The 16,219-nt window shown below is 56.1% G+C and carries 18 protein-coding genes; 8 read left to right on the top strand and 10 right to left on the bottom strand.

The window, feature by feature from the left end:
- Positions 1 to 110: 110 nt before the first annotated feature.
- The 3 genes from ligA to ACR0AL_RS03310 all read left to right on the top strand — a co-directional run bounded on the left by ligA (position 111) and on the right by ACR0AL_RS03310 (position 4,558).
- Positions 111 to 2,237 carry an NAD-dependent DNA ligase LigA gene (ligA, locus tag ACR0AL_RS03320; RefSeq protein WP_480661951.1) on the top strand — a complete coding sequence of 709 codons (2,127 nt, stop codon included), beginning with the start codon at positions 111 to 113 and terminating at the stop codon, positions 2,235 to 2,237.
- Positions 2,234 to 4,324: an ATP-dependent DNA helicase RecG gene (gene recG, locus ACR0AL_RS03315; RefSeq protein ID WP_480661949.1), complete on the top strand. Its 2,091-nt coding sequence runs from the start codon at positions 2,234 to 2,236 to the stop codon at positions 4,322 to 4,324. The genes ligA and recG overlap by 4 nt, the downstream gene beginning before the upstream one ends.
- A 111-nt stretch (positions 4,325 to 4,435) precedes the next feature.
- Positions 4,436 to 4,558, top strand: coding sequence for a hypothetical protein (locus ACR0AL_RS03310; protein WP_264187059.1), 123 nt, complete (start codon positions 4,436 to 4,438; stop codon positions 4,556 to 4,558).
- A 185-nt stretch (positions 4,559 to 4,743) separates the two neighbouring features.
- Here the strand turns inward: ACR0AL_RS03310 and ACR0AL_RS03305 are convergent, their stop codons facing one another.
- Together ACR0AL_RS03305 and ACR0AL_RS03300 are read right to left on the bottom strand one after the other, a co-directional pair.
- The gene (locus tag ACR0AL_RS03305; RefSeq protein ID WP_170348654.1) at positions 4,744 to 5,382 is read right to left on the bottom strand and encodes a MarC family protein; all 639 of its coding nucleotides are present in this window, start codon (positions 5,380 to 5,382) and stop codon (positions 4,744 to 4,746) included.
- Positions 5,383 to 5,441: 59 nt separating this feature from the next.
- A complete protein-coding gene (locus tag ACR0AL_RS03300) occupies positions 5,442 to 5,894 on the bottom strand; it encodes an iron-sulfur cluster assembly scaffold protein (RefSeq protein ID WP_170393997.1) in 453 nt (150 codons plus the stop codon).
- A gap of 48 nt (positions 5,895 to 5,942) precedes the next feature.
- Here ACR0AL_RS03300 and hisI point away from each other — a divergent pair, with 48 nt between their 5' ends.
- Positions 5,943 to 6,332: a phosphoribosyl-AMP cyclohydrolase gene (gene hisI / locus ACR0AL_RS03295; RefSeq protein WP_170348656.1), complete on the top strand. Its 390-nt coding sequence runs from the start codon at positions 5,943 to 5,945 to the stop codon at positions 6,330 to 6,332.
- A 5-nt stretch (positions 6,333 to 6,337) separates the two neighbouring features.
- Here hisI and gluQRS read toward each other — a convergent pair whose 3' ends face one another.
- The 4 genes from gluQRS to ACR0AL_RS03275 all read right to left on the bottom strand — a co-directional run bounded on the left by gluQRS (position 6,338) and on the right by ACR0AL_RS03275 (position 10,247).
- Positions 6,338 to 7,219, bottom strand: a complete 882-nt coding sequence (gene gluQRS / locus ACR0AL_RS03290; protein WP_170348657.1) for a tRNA glutamyl-Q(34) synthetase GluQRS — start codon at positions 7,217 to 7,219, stop codon at positions 6,338 to 6,340.
- A complete protein-coding gene (locus tag ACR0AL_RS03285; RefSeq protein ID WP_170348658.1) occupies positions 7,216 to 7,830 on the bottom strand; it encodes a class I SAM-dependent DNA methyltransferase in 615 nt (204 codons plus the stop codon). The genes gluQRS and ACR0AL_RS03285 overlap by 4 nt, the downstream gene beginning before the upstream one ends.
- Positions 7,831 to 7,867: 37 nt before the next feature.
- Positions 7,868 to 9,208, bottom strand: coding sequence for a methylenetetrahydrofolate--tRNA-(uracil(54)-C(5))-methyltransferase (FADH(2)-oxidizing) TrmFO (gene trmFO / locus ACR0AL_RS03280; protein WP_170348659.1), 1,341 nt, complete (start codon positions 9,206 to 9,208; stop codon positions 7,868 to 7,870).
- Positions 9,209 to 9,461: 253 nt separating this feature from the next.
- Positions 9,462 to 10,247: an enoyl-CoA hydratase gene (locus ACR0AL_RS03275; protein WP_480661947.1), complete on the bottom strand. Its 786-nt coding sequence runs from the start codon at positions 10,245 to 10,247 to the stop codon at positions 9,462 to 9,464.
- 58 nt (positions 10,248 to 10,305) lie between these two features.
- Between ACR0AL_RS03275 and ACR0AL_RS03270 the strand changes: the two genes are divergently transcribed.
- On the top strand, positions 10,306 to 10,749 hold the full coding sequence (locus tag ACR0AL_RS03270) for a PaaI family thioesterase (protein WP_170358407.1): 444 nt from the start codon (positions 10,306 to 10,308) through the stop codon (positions 10,747 to 10,749).
- A gap of 56 nt (positions 10,750 to 10,805) precedes the next feature.
- On the opposite strand, the gene ACR0AL_RS03265 is transcribed toward ACR0AL_RS03270, so the two are convergent.
- A complete protein-coding gene (locus tag ACR0AL_RS03265) occupies positions 10,806 to 11,033 on the bottom strand; it encodes a DUF1127 domain-containing protein (protein WP_480661945.1) in 228 nt (75 codons plus the stop codon).
- Positions 11,034 to 11,131: 98 nt separating this feature from the next.
- Here ACR0AL_RS03265 and ACR0AL_RS03260 point away from each other — a divergent pair, with 98 nt between their 5' ends.
- Complete coding sequence (locus tag ACR0AL_RS03260; protein ID WP_480661943.1) at positions 11,132 to 12,535, top strand: aminotransferase-like domain-containing protein; 1,404 nt, start codon at positions 11,132 to 11,134, stop codon at positions 12,533 to 12,535.
- A 4-nt stretch (positions 12,536 to 12,539) separates the two neighbouring features.
- Here ACR0AL_RS03260 and ACR0AL_RS03255 read toward each other — a convergent pair whose 3' ends face one another.
- Positions 12,540 to 12,902, bottom strand: a complete 363-nt coding sequence (locus ACR0AL_RS03255) for a nuclear transport factor 2 family protein (RefSeq protein ID WP_480646609.1) — start codon at positions 12,900 to 12,902, stop codon at positions 12,540 to 12,542.
- A 237-nt stretch (positions 12,903 to 13,139) separates the two neighbouring features.
- Here ACR0AL_RS03255 and rplM point away from each other — a divergent pair, with 237 nt between their 5' ends.
- Together rplM and rpsI are read left to right on the top strand one after the other, a co-directional pair.
- Entirely contained in the window at positions 13,140 to 13,598 is a 459-nt protein-coding gene (gene rplM / locus ACR0AL_RS03250; protein ID WP_170348665.1) for a 50S ribosomal protein L13, read from the top strand.
- Between the two features lie 6 nt (positions 13,599 to 13,604).
- Positions 13,605 to 14,090 (top strand): 30S ribosomal protein S9, encoded by a 486-nt coding sequence (gene rpsI / locus ACR0AL_RS03245; RefSeq protein WP_039535473.1) that lies wholly within the window; start codon positions 13,605 to 13,607, stop codon positions 14,088 to 14,090.
- A 118-nt stretch (positions 14,091 to 14,208) separates the two neighbouring features.
- On the opposite strand, the gene ACR0AL_RS03240 is transcribed toward rpsI, so the two are convergent.
- Together ACR0AL_RS03240 and ACR0AL_RS03235 are read right to left on the bottom strand one after the other, a co-directional pair.
- Complete coding sequence (locus tag ACR0AL_RS03240; RefSeq protein ID WP_302477180.1) at positions 14,209 to 14,877, bottom strand: YrbL family protein; 669 nt, start codon at positions 14,875 to 14,877, stop codon at positions 14,209 to 14,211.
- 285 nt (positions 14,878 to 15,162) lie between these two features.
- Entirely contained in the window at positions 15,163 to 16,191 is a 1,029-nt protein-coding gene (locus ACR0AL_RS03235) for an alcohol dehydrogenase catalytic domain-containing protein (protein WP_480661941.1), read from the bottom strand.
- Positions 16,192 to 16,219: the final 28 nt, after the last annotated feature.

Here is a 16,219-nt window from a genome sequence, read left to right as displayed (position 1 = left end):
GGTCGCCCGTGGTCCGGGGCGACCGCTTTCACTCACTGAACAGCACGTCTGGACCTGACCATGACCTCGCCCTATCACTGAGGTCCAAGACTAAGTGACAGGGCGAGGCCATGAGCAAATTGATTCCGGTATCTGACCTGACTGAACAGGCCGCGCGCGCTGAGTTGGCGCAATTGGCCGAACAGTTGGCGCGGGCAAACATGCTGTATCACGGCGAAGACGCCCCCGAGATATCTGACGCCGAATATGATGCGCTCAAGCGTCGAAATGCTGAAATTGAAACGCGGTTTCCGCAACTAAAGCGCGCCGACAGCCCCTCGGATCAAGTCGGCGCTCGCCCGTCTGACGGTTTTTCGAAAGTCACCCATGCTGTTCGCATGATGTCGCTGGGCAATGCGTTTGATGACGAAGACGTTCAGGATTTTGACCGCTCAATCCGAAAGTACCTCGGGTTGGAAGCATCTAAACCTTTGTCTTACACGGCTGAACCTAAAATTGACGGTCTGTCGCTTTCCTTGCGGTATGAGAAGGGCAAATTGGTTCAGGCGGCCACCCGCGGAGACGGCGAAGTTGGTGAAAATGTCACACCAAATGCCCGGACGATTTCAGATATTCCCCAAACCTTGGAAAATGCGCCCGACATTTTGGAAGTTCGGGGCGAGGTCTACATGTCGCATGAAGACTTCGAAAAGCTGAACGCGCGGCAGGAAGAGGCAGGAGAAAAGCCTTTCGCCAATCCACGAAACGCAGCAGCGGGCTCCTTGCGGCAATTGGATTCGTCCGTCACGCGGGCCCGTCCGTTGCGGTTCTTTGCCTATGCCTGGGGTGAGCTGTCCGAACCGTTGGCAGAAACCCAAATGAAGGCGATCGACCGGTTGCGCGGTCTTGGTTTCGCCACCAATTCCCTGACCCAGCTGTGTGAAACGACAGATCAGATGCTGGCGCATTACCGCGAAATCGAGGCCCAACGATCCACCTTGGGTTATGATATCGACGGCGTCGTCTACAAAGTGAACGATCTGTCCTTGCAGGGGCGTCTGGGGTTTCGCTCCACAACCCCCCGCTGGGCGATTGCGCACAAGTTTCCAGCAGAACTGGCTTGGACCCGACTTGAAGCGATCGACATTCAGGTTGGCCGCACTGGGGCGCTCAGCCCGGTTGCCCGGTTGCACCCGGTCACGGTGGGTGGTGTGGTCGTGTCGAATGCCACTTTGCACAACGAAGATTACATTGCGGGTCGTGACGCCAAAGGTGGTACTATCCGCGACGGCAAGGATATTCGGGTCGGTGATTGGGTGCAGGTATACCGCGCTGGTGATGTGATCCCGAAACTGGCCGATGTCGATATCTCGAAACGACCCGAAGGGGCAGAGCCGTTTCAGTTCCCCAAGACCTGCCCCCAATGCAACAGCGACGCGGTCCGCGAAGAGGGCGACGCAGTGCGCCGCTGTACCGGGGGTGTAATTTGTCCGGCACAGGCGGTTGAAAAGCTGAAGCACTTCGTTTCTCGCAAGGCCTTCGACATCGAAGGTTTGGGCGCCAAGCAGATCGAGATGTTTTACGATGACCCGGATCTGCCAGTTAGAACGCCGGTCGATATTTTCACCCTGCAGACACGCGATGCGGCAAACCTGAACAAACTGGCCAATCGCAAAGGCTGGGGGGCGCAAAGTGCGGGTAACCTGTGGGAGGCCATCGATGAAAAACGAAAAATTCCCTTTGGTCGGCTACTGTTTGCACTGGGCATCCGCCATTTGGGTGAGGCCGCGTCGAACCTGATCGCGACACATTATGGAAACTGGGGTGACTTTGAACGCGCCATTACCTCTGCGGCGGGGTTCGAAGGCCCCGAATGGGACGACTTGTTGGGCGTGGATGGCGTCGGCGAGGTTATGGCCCGCGCCCTCATATCAGCCTTCGCGCAAAAGGCCGAGCGCGCCAGCATTGATGCGCTGGTCGCCCAGCTGGACATACAAGAGGCGAAACGCCCCGACACAGCCGGCAGTCCGGTCGCAGGCAAAACAGTCGTCTTCACGGGCACGCTGGAAAAGATGACTCGCGCTGAGGCCAAGGCCCGCGCCGAGGCATTAGGGGCTAAAGTCTCGGGTTCGGTCAGCAAGAAAACCGATATTCTGGTTGCCGGCCCCGGTGCTGGCTCCAAGGCAAAGAAAGCTGCCGAACTGGGTATTGAAACATTGGATGAGGATGGCTGGTTGCAGCTGATCGGAACTGCATGAGCGGGCGCCCGGAAAGCCTGTTTCCGCTGTTCGCGGGGTTGGAAACTTTGGATGGGGTTGGGCCGAAGACAGCTCAGGTCTTGACCCAAGCGGGGACGGAGTCGCCGCGCGATGTGCTGTTCAGCCTGCCATATGCCGTCATTGACCGCCGTCGGCGCGATACGATTCAGGGTGTTGACCTGCCGACCACACTGACAGTTGAAGTGACTGTTGGTACGCACCGGCCCGCCCGCAATAAGGGCGGCGCTTACCGGGTGCATGTCGAGGATAGCCAGGCAGATTTCCAGTTGGTGTTCTTTCACGCGCGCGGTGACTACCTGAAGCGTATTTTGCCGGAAGGTTCACGGCGGGTGATTTCGGGCAAGCTCGAACTGTTCGATGGCATGGCGCAGATGGTCCACCCGGATCATATGGTGCCTGTGGAAGAGGCGCAGGAAATTCCGGATTTTGAACCGGTGTATCATCTGACACAGGGGATCACACAGAAAACGGCCTATAAGGCTGCCCGCAGCGCGTTGGCGCGGGCCCCGGAATTGGCTGAATGGATCGATCCCTCCCTGGTGGCTAAGCAAGGGTGGTCAGCCTGGGCCACTGCAATTGCAGCTGCGCATAACCCGCAGGGGGCAGATGATGTGGCTGCTCATGCTCCGGCACGGGAACGTCTGGCCTATGATGAGTTGTTTGCGCATCAATTGACGTTGGCCTTGGCCCGTCAGCGAGAGCGGAAAGCGCGGGGTCTGGTCAGTGCCGGAACGGGTGCTTTGCAGGCCAAGGTTCTTGCCGGCCTGCCATATCAACCTACCAAAGCGCAGTTGCGGGCCATTGACGACATCGCTGGCGATATGGCTTCGGACGCGCGTATGAACCGGTTATTGCAGGGCGACGTGGGTGCGGGCAAGACGCTGGTGGCCTTTATGGCCTTGCTCATCGCGGTCGAGGCCAAAGGCCAGGGCGTCATGATGGCGCCTACCGAAATTCTGGCCCGGCAACATCTGGAGGGATTGCGCCCGTTGGCCGAAGAGGCTGGGGTCGTGCTGGAAATCCTCACTGGCCGGGACAAGGGCGCGGAACGACGTGCAAAGCTGGCGGCGCTGAAGAATGGCGATATTCAAATCCTGGTCGGAACTCACGCGGTATTTCAAAGCGATGTTGAATTTAGGGCGCTCCGGCTTGCGATTGTCGATGAACAGCACCGGTTCGGTGTTCGGCAACGAATGGAGTTATCGGAAAAAGGGCAGGGCGCGGATGTGCTGGTGATGACCGCCACTCCGATCCCTCGCAGTCTGGCCTTGGCGCAATATGGCGATATGGACGTTTCGGTGCTGGACGAAAAACCGCCGGGACGAAAACCCATCAAGACTGCCATCATCAGCACAGATCGCATGGACGATGTCGTTTCGCACCTACGTCGAGCGATTGATGAAGGACGTCAGTGTTACTGGGTCTGTCCGTTGGTCGACGAATCCGAAGTTTCGGACCTTACGGCAGCTGAGGAACGATTCAAGCGATTGCGCGCCATTCTGGGCGAAGGAGTGGTCGGGTTGGTGCATGGCCAGATGCCATCGGTCGATAAAGATGCTGCCATGAAGGCCTTTCAGGACGGGCAAACCAAGGTACTGGTCGCCACAACCGTGATCGAGGTTGGGGTCAACGTGCCAAACGCCTCGATCATGGTCATAGAGCGAGCTGAGATTTTTGGGCTTGCGCAACTGCACCAGTTGCGCGGACGCGTTGGGCGTGGTGAGGCGGATTCAACCTGCCTGCTGATGTATCAGCCTCCGCTCAGTGAAAGCGGGCGGAAACGATTAGAAGTGCTGCGCGAAACCGAAGACGGGTTTCGTATTTCAGAAACTGATCTGCAGATGCGTGGCGCAGGTGATTTGATCGGGACAGCGCAATCCGGGTTGCCGAAATTTCGGATCGCGGACCTGGAACGTCAGGCTGGGTTGATGGCAACAGCGCAGACTGATGCCCGTGCGTTACTGTCTGCTGATCCCCGTTTGAAATCGGACCGGGGGCAGGCGGCACGTGTTCTGCTGTGGTTTATGAAACAGGATCAGGCAATCCGTTTGATTTCAGTAGGTTAGAAATTTTGTTCCACTAAGTTCACAAATGTTCTCAAAAAGTTCTTTACCGACTCAACAAAATATGAGAACAAAAGGTCAACAAAGGATTAAATCTCGACCGGAGGTGAGACCATGCTGACCCAGATCAAGACTGCCCTGAGCCGCTCGCAATCGACGATTTTGCAGGATGCTGTAGGGGCCGTGTCTTTGGTGGTCATGCTAATGGTTGCCCTGCACCTGCCCGGAGCGTTCTAAGCCTTTCTGCCTGCGATCTCGTGCCGATTATACCGCGCTGTCATCCCCATTTCAGTCAAGGGTGACCTGCCTGTCCCAATTCCCTTGAGGGGCCTGCCTCGGCCCCGTGCGGCTATCCGGACCCCACGCGAGACACGCACAACCTGCCGCCGCCCTTTCCGCCCGGAAGGTGCGGCGGTTTTTTCTTATAACTGCCCGGTTTTCATGATCTCAAGAAGCGCGGACAGAACGGAATTCACTGCGACCGAAGCCAAGATCATTCCCATGACCCGGCTGATAATCGCAGCACCCGAAGAACGGATGACACGGATTATCGGGTCCGCCAGCAGCATCAGAACAAACGAAATCAGAATAACGGACAGCATGACCAGCGCCGTAATACCCTGATCCGCGGCGCTGTAACGGTTATTGTCGGTCAGAATGACAATTGCCAGCATAGCACCGGGTGACGCCAGGGATGGCACTGCCAACGGGAAAATCGCCGGATTGGGTTTGTTGGCGGAAATCTCCATTTCCTCTTCAGCTTCATGCTGCTCGACGACTTGTTTGCTTTCGCCAAAGATCATTGTCAGCGCGAAAAGGAACAGGATGATACCACCAGCGACCTGAAACGAATTCAGCCCGATATCCAGCGCCTCGATCAGCAATTGGCCGAAAATCAAAAAGAACAGAAGGACACCAGCGCTGACCAGCGCGGCGAGCAGGGCGGTTTTGCGACGGGCCGCTGCAGTCAGGCCCGCTGTGACGGCTATGAAAACAGGGATTGTGCCAATCGGGTCAATTACGACCCAGAGTGTAACAAAGTGTTCAAGCAATTTTTCCATCCAATCCCCCCGAAATCATGCGGGGTGATTAAACCGGATTGCCCGCAAAAATTCCAATGTTATGCGCAATTTGCCTGTTCAGCTTGCCGCATCGCTTCGGCGGTGGCCTCAAGGGCCAGCAGTATCGATGCGTGGCGGTTCTTGTAGTCCCGCGCAGGGATCAGAACTTCGAGCCCATCAAATGGTGCATCAGGTACGGGCCCGTCTTTCTTCAACATGGCGGCCAATTGATCGCGTGCAGTTTCCACCTGCGCCCGAGTCGCCCCAATGATGGCACTGCCCACGACTGAGGCCGAAGCCTGGCCCAAGGCACAGGCTTTGACGTCCTGCCCGAACTCCGAGATCTTGCCGTCCTGTATCTTCACATCAACGGTCACCGTCGATCCGCACAGGGGTGAGCGTTTTTTCACCGTAGCATCAGGATTCTCGAGCCGGTCCAGATGCGGAATATCCGCAGCCAGCGCCAGAATGCGGCCGGAATAGAGCTTTATCAGGTCGTTCTCGCCGGACATGGCTTTCCCTCGTTGTCTGTTCCCCATACATAGTGAGCATCTACCGGGATGCAAAAGGTTTTTCTCATGTCTGCCACCGTCGCGTTTGATCCGTCCTCGCTGAAGTTTAATGAGGCCGGGCTGATCCCTGCCATCGCTCAGGATGCAAGCTCGGGTGAAGTGTTGATGATGGCCTGGATGAATATTCAAGCCATTGAGAAGACGTTGGAAACCGGGCGCGTCACATATTGGTCGCGGTCGCGTCAGTCGTTTTGGATCAAGGGCGAAACCTCGGGCCATGTGCAGGAATTGGTGGATTTCCGCTTTGATTGTGACCGCGATTGTATGCTGGTTCTAGTGCGTCAAACCGGTGCTGCGTGCCATACAAATCGCCGGACCTGTTTCTATACCGCGGTACGAGGCGGCGACGAGGTCGAGCTGATGTCACCCATGGAGTGACCGGTTCACAGTCCAACCATCGCCCGGATATCTGCTGGCGACGCCCCCTCGGCCCGGTATTTCGAGATCGCCCGTGCGTCGTCACGCTTGGCCAAACGTTTTCCAACATCGTCGCGGATCAACCGGTGATGAAAGTACTGTGGTGTCGGTAGACCCAGCAACGCTTGCAGCACAACATGAATACGGGTCGCTTCGAACAAGTCCTGGCCGCGTACAACATGGGTAATACCCTGTGCGGCGTCGTCCAAGACCACTGACAAGTGATAGGACGTTCCCATATCGCGTCGCGACAGGACAACGTCGCCGATTGTGTCTGTCAGCTCGCCTAAAGAAAACGGGATGGTGCCCGTCTCTCCATTTGGTCCCGCGCCGGATTCGTGAAATGCGCCGACTTTTGCACCGGGTTGGGCCGAACCCGTAAGCACGCGGCCTGCAGCGGCCATATCCAATCTCAAAGGAATGTCCGTGGGACGTTGTGTGTCTCGACGTTTGCCACGGCACGTCCCAGGGTAGATGATCCCATCAGGCCCGTGCAACGGTGCACCTTCTTGTGGGGCACTGGCCGCAGCGGCGATATCTTTGCGGTTGCAGGTGCAGGGATAAAGCAGGCCCCGCGACCACAAGTCATCCAATGCTCTGTCATATACTGCCAACCGGTCGGACTGACGCATTATGGGTTCAGGCCACCACAGCTCAAGCCACCGCAGGTCATCATAAATTTGTTCTTCCCAGTGGGGGCGCGATCGAGATTGGTCGATATCCTCGATCCGCAGCAGGAATTGACCGTCTTCAGACCCGGCCAGATCATGGGCGAGCATCGCTGAATACGCATGTCCCAGATGCAACGGACCTGTGGGAGATGGCGCAAATCGGGTTTTAAATATCACGCTTTTTCAACGATATATACGTCTGACTTAAGGTCCATTCCTGGTAGGTGTGGACCGTATTCCCGAAACAGCAAACGAGCTGCCCCCATATCAAGCCAATCATTCAAGCGTGAAGTGTAAGAGACGTCCTCAAGCGCATGATCATTAAAGGAAAAGCCAAGCAGGCCACCTTCGGGAAGCGCGCGCATCAGCATATCGAAAACCTCGGGCGGTGCTGCGCCAACCCCAATGACACCGATTGCGGTGATCGCCTTGTAGGCTCCTTGATCCAACGGATCGGGATTGGTGATCTCAAAGGTTGAAAGACTTCTATAGACCCCCTTGGCCAGAGCGCCTTCTAGCATCTTCGGAGTTGGATCAACGCCGTCAATCACTTCGAAACCCGCCGCACGCAAGGCTACACCGGACAATCCGGTGCCACAGCCATAATCCAGGATCGGTGTTTGCGGCTCGGGCAGTCTTGACCATAACGCCTCGGCCACCCGCCCGGGGGTCGCATAGCCATGCGCGCCAACCTCGGCATCATAGGAGGACGCCCATTTTTGATAGTGCGCATGCGTCTCTTGCGGGGTGTCCAGATTATAGACGTCTTTGAGGTACTTATCGCTCATACACGGATACTACGCTGCATGAGCCAACAGCGTCCAGTCAACACTGCTCCAGCCAGTTAGTCCACTCGGCCTTGGCGCGATCCGTATAAGCTTTGTAGCGGTCCTTGCGACCGCGCCGACCGCCTTTTAGCCCGTCGACTGGTCGGAATAAGCCGAAATTGACGTTCATGGGCTGAAAAGTCTTGGCCTCGGCCCCGCCGGTGATGTGGTGGATCAGGGCGCCCATGGCGCTGTCCTGCGGAACCTCGGGCAGGGTCCGGCCCAGAATCTCGGCCGCGGCCAGACGACCGGCCAACAGGCCCATCGCCGCGCTTTCGACATAACCCTCGACCCCGGTGATCTGCCCCGCAAAACGGATATTTGGTTTCGATTTCAACCGCATCTGCGCATCCAAAAGCGTCGGAGAGTTGATAAACGTATTGCGGTGAATACCGCCCAACCGCGCAAAGCTGGCGTTTTCCAGACCGGGGATCATACGGAACACTTCGGTCTGCGCGCCATATTTCATCTTGGTTTGAAAGCCGACGATATTGAACAGCGTGCCAAGGGCATTGTCGCGGCGCAGTTGCACCACCGCATGCGGTTTGACGTCAGGCTGATGAGGATTAGTAAGGCCGACCGGCTTCATCGGGCCGTGGCGCAGCGTTTCGCGACCACGCTCTGACATCACCTCGATCGGAAGGCAGCCGTCGAAATACCCCGCCGTTTCGCCTTCGTGAAACTCAGTTTTGTCAGCGGCCAGCAGAGCGTCGATAAATGCCTCATACTGATCGCGGTCCATTGGGCAGTTCAGATAGGCGGTGCGTTCTTCCTCGGTCTCGCCTTTGTCATAGCGCGATTGCATCCAGGCTTTGCTCATATCGATGCTGTCGGCATAGACAATCGGGGCAATGGCGTCGAAAAATGCCAGGGACTCTGCACCCGTTTCGGTTCGGATGGAGTCACCCAATGTTGCCGATGTCAAAGGACCAGTGGCAAAGATCCAGTGGCCGTCATCGGGCAGGGCAGTGACTTCTTCCCCTGTAACCTCGATACGCGGATGGGCCTGCAGTTTGGCGGTAACCGCCTCGGCAAAAGGATCGCGGTCTACAGCAAGCGCACCACCCGCGGGCAGCCGGTGCGCGTCCGCCGTTGTCATGATCAGGCCGTTCGCGGCGCGCATTTCCCAATGCAGCAAGCCAACGGCGTTCTGTTCATCATCGTCTGAGCGGAATGAGTTCGAACACACCATCTCGGCCAGATTGCCAGTTTGGTGCGCAAAGGTGCCTACTTTGGGTCGCATTTCGTGGATCACCACATCTACGCCCATTTCCGCCGCCTGCCAGGCGGCCTCGGACCCGGCCATGCCGCCGCCCACGATATGCAGTTTTTGTGTCATGCGCTGCCACATAGGACAGTGAACCGTGCAACGCAACACAGGCCGCTTAGTTTAAGAATTTAAGGGAATTTTGGGGTCGCCGCTGCGGGAATGTCGACGCCGGTGAGAGAAACCAGCTTGGAGGGACCTTCCGCCCACGGCGACCCAAAAAGTGTATCTAGAGCCATAGCCCTGTCCCAGCATTGCCACAGTGTCGCCCTTTTGGGAAGTGCAAAATTACGAACAATCGTAAAAATTGTTGACAATAATCGCTTTATTGGTGCCAGTTCGGCGGCCTTTTTTCGATAAATGCGGATATGCCTTCTTCGGTATCGCGATGCAGCATATTCTGCGCCATTACGTCTCCGGTATAGTCATAGGCCTGCTCCAGAGGCATTTCCAGCTGCTTGTAGAAGGCCTGTTTGCCGATTTTCACAGCCGAACCCAGTTTAGCCGCAAGCTGATCGGCAAGCGACACGGTTTCATGCTCCAACAGCATTTCGGGCACGACGCGATTGATCAGACCCAGCTCGGCTGCGGTTTCGGCCGAGATAAAGTCGCCAGTCGTCAGCATCTCGAACGCGCGCTTGCGCGAGATGTTCCGGCTGAGGGCAACCATCGGTGTCGAGCAGAACAAACCGATATTCACACCGTTCACGCCAAACCGCGTACCTTCAGCCGCGACGGCCAGATCGCAGGTGGCGACCAACTGGCATCCCGCAGCGGTGGCGATACCGTGGACCTGTGCGATGACCGGTTGGGGCAGGGACCGGATTGACAGCATCATCTGGGTGCATCTGGTGAACAAGCCCTGGAAATAAGCTTTGCCGCCGTCCTCGGCCTGACGTCCGGCTGTCATCTGTTTCAGATCATGACCCGCACAGAACGCTTTGCCTTCACCGCGCAGGATAACCGCCCGAATCGCGCTGTCATCGCGCAGGCTGTCGAACTCGGATTGCAGGGCAGCCAGCATTTCGTCGCTCAGGGCGTTCAGACGATCGGGCGCGTTCATTGTCAGTGTGGCGACTGCGCCTGTGTCGTTACGTTCCAAAATTGCCATCTTGCCCTCCGTAGCGATGTTGGGCCAACTCTAGGTCGGCAAGTCGAGGAGGGGAAGCATGTCATTGGCCATGAGCCGGGAAGACCTGATGGAATACCTGCGGCAAATCTTCCCACAGGTACATCGGGATTTCGTCGTGGAAAAGCTGGATGAGGACTCGATCGAGATGCGTTTGGTTGTCGAAGATCGCCATCTGCGCCCTGGCGGTACAGTTTCAGGGCCATCCATGTTCGGGCTGGCGGATGTTAGTGTCTATGCGATGATCCTGGCGCGCAAGGGACGCCAATCTTTGGCCGTTACCACGAACAGCTCCTTGGATTTTCTAAGAAAACCCGAGGGCGGCAAAGATATTATTGCCCGATGTCGACTGCTAAAGCTGGGCCGCAGTCTGGCTGTTGGGGATGTGCTGATGTTTTCAGAAGGGTCGGACAAACCCGTCGCGCGCGCCACGATGACCTATTCATTACCTCCCGAAGGATCGGCCGCGGCGGCCTTCGGATAAAAAAGGCCGGGCGAAGCCCGGCCAGGAAGAGGTCCCATCAAGGGACTGGGGAAAACTCAACCCTGCCAGAATGGGCGGGTGAATTCCTGACGAGCCTGATATCTTGTCAGACCGACATCCTTAAGAAGCCTGTCATCCAGCTTGGACAGATTGAGCCGGCTACGGCGTTGACGTTCCCATTTCGTGACCGTCGCCGCAAACCGCACGGCCAGCGCGGCGATCAGCGGCAGCCGGGGGCTGTCGTTCAGCAGCAAGAGGGCGGGGTTGTGCGTCGAGCGTGTCATCAGGGTATCCTTTCAAATTGTATTGACACAAAGTTAAAGTGTTCGGTATATGTGCTTGATACATTCAGGATTGTGCCAAAATCAAAGGAAGAATTGTAATGGATACAATTTGGCCGGAATCGCTACCAAAATCCAAGGGGCCGAAATATACTCTGGTCGCTGATACAATCAGAAAAGCGATTGATAACAAATTGCTGGAGGTCGGGACAAAGCTGCCCCCAGTGCGTGAATTGGCGTATCGGTTACAAATCACGCCGGGCACAGTTGCGCGGGCTTATACGATTTTGACGGATGAGGGATTGTTACACGCCGAGGTCGGACGTGGTACATTTGTCGCCCCGCCCAAATCGCCAATCCTGGATGATGTCTGGGCCCGCCAACTGCATTTGCAAGACAACAAGTACAATGCCAATGTCAGTCTTTTCAGCCCACGATTGGCGGATGTTGGGCAGGTCTCGCTAATACGGGAGTGCCTGCAAAAAGTGGCCCAGGCTGATCCGGGCCTATTTTTGAACTACCCGACCCGCGACTCCTATCAACCCATGCGGCAGGCGGTGGTAGAGTGGCTGTCTGACCTACCTTTGGGTGCATTGTCGCATGACGATATTGTGCTGACGCATGGGGGGCAAAATGGGCTGTGCCTTGTGTTTCAAACAATCCTGCGGGGGCCAAAACCGGTCGTTCTGGTCGAAGACCTTTCCTATGCCGGGTTCCGCCGGGCCGGGGAATTGATGCGCGCTGATGTGGTTGGCGTGAAAATGGATAAGTGGGGCGTCGATCCGTCCGCGATGGAACATGTCCTGCGCCAGACACCAGCACAAGCCATCTGCGTTTCACCAGAGGTACAGAATCCGACCGGCGCGCATACACCGCTTGAACGTCGGAAAGAAATTGTCGATGTGGCCCGGCGCTTTGACCTTCAGATCATCGAGGATGATTGTTATCGCATGGGAGACGCTCGTGAACCCAGCTTTCGTGCTTTGGCACCGGAACGGGGGTGGCATGTATCTTCAATCTCGAAAACTCTGACACCTGCGCTGCGTGTTGGGTTTGCCATTGCCCCGCGTGAGCGGAGCGTCGACCTGCGGCGTTCGGCGGAATACGGGTACTTTGGTTTGGCGCAGCCGTTGGCGGAATTGACCAGGTTGCTGCTGTCTGATCCTCGTACGCTGCAGATTGCAAGGGACGTGCGGGTTCGAATGGGTGAATATGTTCGCGTTGCGGTCAACGCCTTGGGCGGGTTCGATTTGAACTGGGCACCGGATGTGCCTTTTGTGTGGCTGAACTTGCCTTCGGGTTGGCGCGCCGCAGCCTTCAGCCGTGCGGCTGAACGAGAGGGGATACAGCTTCGGTCTGCCGATGAGTTCGCTCTGCGGGACGGACGGGCCCCAAATGCGGTTCGTATAGCCATGAACGGGCATGTGTCCCTGGAGCGGTTTGAGGATGCGATGCACAGGTTGCGGCGTCTGCTGGACAATCCGCCGGAACAGATCAGTGTTTAATCGTTCAATTCAGTGGGGTCGGATCACCAAAGAAACCCGCCAAATCGGATATTTTACCCCCGGCATCCAAACGAACAAAATCGTGACCAGACACAACGATACTGCCTTCTGGACTAACCATGTGCCAAGTGAAATGGACAACATCGTGATGGTTGGACGGTTCGCTTGTCAGTTCAACACGTCCACCAGAACTCTGTAGAACTTCGCCAATGTGATCGCACAGGTTCACGCGGCCATTCACTTCGGCAGTCGGGTCGACATAGCGGCCGTTTTCAGCAAAGCACTTTGTCAAAAGCACAAGGCGCTTATCCGGGTCCGTCTCTTGCCAGGATGCGCCGTAGTCAGCGATGGTTTGTTGCCACTCCATAGTATTCACGCTCCTTGAGTCGACTTGCTTATTCAGTATAGCGAGCGAGGCGGGGCAGGGGTAAAGGGGCTTAATCGTGGGGTAAAATAATACCTATTTTATAATGCATTGATATTACTATATTTAAAAGAGATTAGTGTTGTTGACCTGCGCTGCAGGGGCCTCTAAATACGCTCCATCGAATTCGGGCCGCTCTGATTTGGGGCGGTCTTTCACATCAAACAGGACTATCCTGCCATGAAAACCTTTTCTGCAACACCTGCAGACATCGACAAGAAATGGATCCTGATCGACGCCGAGGGCGTTGTTCTGGGCCGTCTTGCCTCGATCGTCGCCATGCGCCTGCGTGGCAAGCACAAAGCGTCGTTCACCCCGAATATGGACATGGGCGACAACGTCATCGTGATCAACGCTGACAAAATCCAGATGACCGGTAAGAAGCGCGAAGAAAACTTCTACTGGCACACTGGCCACCCGGGCGGCATCAAGTCGCGCACCAAGCAGCAGATCCTCGAGGGTGCACACCCCGAGCGCGTCGTGACCCAAGCGGTCAAGCGTATGCTGCCGGGCAACCGCCTGTCGCGTCAGGTTATGACCAACCTGCGCGTTTACGCCGGTGCCGAGCATCCCCACGAGGCGCAAGCGCCCGAAGTTCTGGACGTTAAGTCCATGAACAAGAAAAACACCCGGAGCTAATGACCGATGGCTGATCAGATCAATACTCTCGAAGAGCTGAGCGCCGTCGCAGGCGTTGAAACCGTGGCCGAAGAAGTCATCGTGCGTGAACCCGTGCGTGACGAGCTGGGCCGCTCCTACGCCACCGGTAAGCGTAAAGACGCTGTTGCCCGCGTTTGGATCAAGCCGGGTTCCGGCAAGGTCACCGTAAACGGCAAGGATCAGGACAAGTACTTTGCTCGTCCCGTTCTGCAGCTGATCCTGCGCCAGCCGTTCCAGGTTGCTGGTGTAGAAGGTGAGTTCGACGTTGTCGCAACCGTCAAAGGCGGTGGCCTGACCGGTCAGGCCGGTGCGGTCAAGCACGGCATCTCGAAAGCGCTGCAACTGTACGATCCGTCGCTGCGTGGCGCACTGAAAGCCGCTGGCTTCCTGACCCGCGATAGCCGCGTTGTGGAACGTAAGAAATACGGTAAGCGCAAAGCGCGTCGTTCGTTCCAGTTCTCCAAGCGTTAATCGCTGCAATATACAAATTTCAAACGGTCGCAAGAAATTGCGACCGTTTTCTTTTGGGCAATCAATATTTGACCGATACCCAGTGAGTAGTTTCTTTGGCCAAAGAGAGGTTTGTTGACTAACGCTCTGACTTCGAGAGCAAAGCGTTCTCGGCAACGGTCGTAAATTTCTCTCTGATCTGATTGATCTTGCGCCGGTTCAAAGACCGAAACCAGCGGCGAACGGGGATCATCTGCTTGCTACCAAAACTGTCTATCCACACCCAGCGGCCAGACCCGTCAGAAAACGTTTGATAGACAATATTGCCGGTATTCTTGTTGCTGATAAGGACCTGTTCTTCGATCAACATATCGAAGTGTTTGTGCAGAGAATTTAAGTGTTCTCGCGTAATGCGTCCGCTTTTGGCCAATTCCTTCAGGCTGGGCGACAACTGCCCGTCGGGTTCGGAAATTCGTTCATAGACGAGGGCAAGGCCGATATCGGTTTGCACAACACCCCGGACCTCGCAAACAGGAATAGCCTCATCCCTGTGCTGGTAACGCACCATAAGGTCAAAGGATTCGTGAAACTCGCGCAGGAAACCTTTGAATACAGTAGATCGCCGAAACGTTCGATCGAACCAAGTATCCCCTAATAGACCATCCTGACCATCCATTGTGTCAGGCTGCGGTATTTTTAGAAGCGCGTCTGACGTACCCGGGTGCATGTAGACAAACTGCCGATTACCCTGAGCAATCACCTCAGAGTTTTTGAGCCTTACCAGATTGTCGATTCGAGTCGTGGCCATGCTGTAAAATTATAACAGTTTCGTGATGGTGCAAGCTGTGGCAGTGCCTCTGAAATTCCACCTAAAAGGTACAAGCGACCGCCCAAATCATATTGGCTCAAAAAAGTTGTATACCTTATTGGTAATAAATAGTTTTTTAGAGATAAATTGATTGTTCCCGAAGTTGGCAAACGAACTTTAGCACACCGATCAACGGCACCGTTCTGGCCAATCACGCCCACTGTCACAGCAAGAACGACACGCAAAACGAACCGAGGAGATTCCCTTAACCAGAGCGTCGTTTCGCTAAGGAGTGATGATTACCTTTCCGTCTCTCTTTGTCAGAGCGTTCGCCAAGCTTGACACCACATCTTTTAAGGTGAGCCGTTTTGAAATGTCGGTTTTCCATCGTCCGTCAGCGAAACGGGCCTGAACTTCCGCCACAACCCGCGCCTGATCAGCGGGTGGCGTGGATGTAATCCAATTGGTCAACCAGAACCCTTCAATCTGTTTTCCCATAAAGATGAGCTGACCAGCCTGTGTTAAAGTCGGTAGGTCGGGGCTGAGCTTTCCGTAGCAGATCCAGCGGGCATGGTTGGGCATAGAACAGAAAATCTGCTCGGACAGTTGGTCGGCCACCGCATCTAGAAAAACACGGGGTTTCAAACCCTTGCTAAGGTTAGCGAATTTTATAACAACATCTGGATCGGTGGTCACTAACACGTCCGATGCGCCAAGTTCCATTAGGGTGCCCACGGTTTCTGCCCGGCGGACCAAGGCAATCGGTTTCAAGCCGAGATCGCGTCCGAGGCCACACATCAGTTTGCCCAACTGACTGGTCGCTGCCGAAACGACAAACGCCTCTCCAGTTGTGCACGCGATGTCGACCATTGCCATTGCTGTAAGAGGATTCACGATCTGAGCTGCACCATCCTCGTCGGAAATCTCGGGGCGCAGCGAAATGCACATTATCGCCGGGGCCAGTACGTATTCTGCCCACGCGCCGGAACCCGCAGTGACAAAGGAAACCCGCTGACCGCGCAATGCTTCGGCACCAGAACCGGTTGCGACGACATCTCCACACCCTTCGAATCCAGCCGGGGCACCTTTGACGCGCGGCTGCCCATATTCACCTTTGATGAAGTGGATGTCGGACGGATTGACCGAGGCCGCACGTAGTTTGATCAGAACTTGTCCGGGACCGGGCTCGGGTACGGGCAGTTCCACCTCGGCCAACCAATCCCCGGCGCTGTCGATATAAGGGCCAGTGGCTTCACCGGAATATCCGTCTTGTGTCAGAACGGTTGCGAACATGGTCGCGGGCAAGGTAGTCATGGACGTTCCTTCCGAATGAGCGGCGCAG

It is taken from the genome of Ruegeria sp. BB1 (genome assembly GCF_056539465.1).
Note: the sequence above shows the minus strand (reverse complement) of the source record. Positions and strands in the feature narration are given on the sequence as shown.

What these genes read in the sequence shown, in the direction of transcription:
- ligA (WP_480661951.1), top strand. Translation starts at nt 111, where the DNA reads ATGAGCAAATTGATTCCGGTATCTGACCTGACTGAACAGGCCGCGCGC.
- recG (WP_480661949.1), top strand. Translation starts at nt 2,234, where the DNA reads ATGAGCGGGCGCCCGGAAAGCCTGTTTCCGCTGTTCGCGGGGTTGGAA.
- ACR0AL_RS03310 (WP_264187059.1), top strand. Translation starts at nt 4,436, where the DNA reads ATGCTGACCCAGATCAAGACTGCCCTGAGCCGCTCGCAATCGACGATT.
- ACR0AL_RS03305 (WP_170348654.1), bottom strand. Translation starts at nt 5,382, where the DNA reads ATGGAAAAATTGCTTGAACACTTTGTTACACTCTGGGTCGTAATTGAC.
- ACR0AL_RS03300 (WP_170393997.1), bottom strand. Translation starts at nt 5,894, where the DNA reads ATGTCCGGCGAGAACGACCTGATAAAGCTCTATTCCGGCCGCATTCTG.
- hisI (WP_170348656.1), top strand. Translation starts at nt 5,943, where the DNA reads ATGCAAAAGGTTTTTCTCATGTCTGCCACCGTCGCGTTTGATCCGTCC.
- ACR0AL_RS03285 (WP_170348658.1), bottom strand. Translation starts at nt 7,830, where the DNA reads ATGAGCGATAAGTACCTCAAAGACGTCTATAATCTGGACACCCCGCAA.
- trmFO (WP_170348659.1), bottom strand. Translation starts at nt 9,208, where the DNA reads ATGACACAAAAACTGCATATCGTGGGCGGCGGCATGGCCGGGTCCGAG.
- ACR0AL_RS03275 (WP_480661947.1), bottom strand. Translation starts at nt 10,247, where the DNA reads ATGGCAATTTTGGAACGTAACGACACAGGCGCAGTCGCCACACTGACA.
- ACR0AL_RS03270 (WP_170358407.1), top strand. Translation starts at nt 10,306, where the DNA reads ATGTCATTGGCCATGAGCCGGGAAGACCTGATGGAATACCTGCGGCAA.
- ACR0AL_RS03265 (WP_480661945.1), bottom strand. Translation starts at nt 11,033, where the DNA reads ATGACACGCTCGACGCACAACCCCGCCCTCTTGCTGCTGAACGACAGC.
- ACR0AL_RS03260 (WP_480661943.1), top strand. Translation starts at nt 11,132, where the DNA reads ATGGATACAATTTGGCCGGAATCGCTACCAAAATCCAAGGGGCCGAAA.
- ACR0AL_RS03255 (WP_480646609.1), bottom strand. Translation starts at nt 12,902, where the DNA reads ATGGAGTGGCAACAAACCATCGCTGACTACGGCGCATCCTGGCAAGAG.
- rplM (WP_170348665.1), top strand. Translation starts at nt 13,140, where the DNA reads ATGAAAACCTTTTCTGCAACACCTGCAGACATCGACAAGAAATGGATC.
- rpsI (WP_039535473.1), top strand. Translation starts at nt 13,605, where the DNA reads ATGGCTGATCAGATCAATACTCTCGAAGAGCTGAGCGCCGTCGCAGGC.
- ACR0AL_RS03240 (WP_302477180.1), bottom strand. Translation starts at nt 14,877, where the DNA reads ATGGCCACGACTCGAATCGACAATCTGGTAAGGCTCAAAAACTCTGAG.
- ACR0AL_RS03235 (WP_480661941.1), bottom strand. Translation starts at nt 16,191, where the DNA reads ATGACTACCTTGCCCGCGACCATGTTCGCAACCGTTCTGACACAAGAC.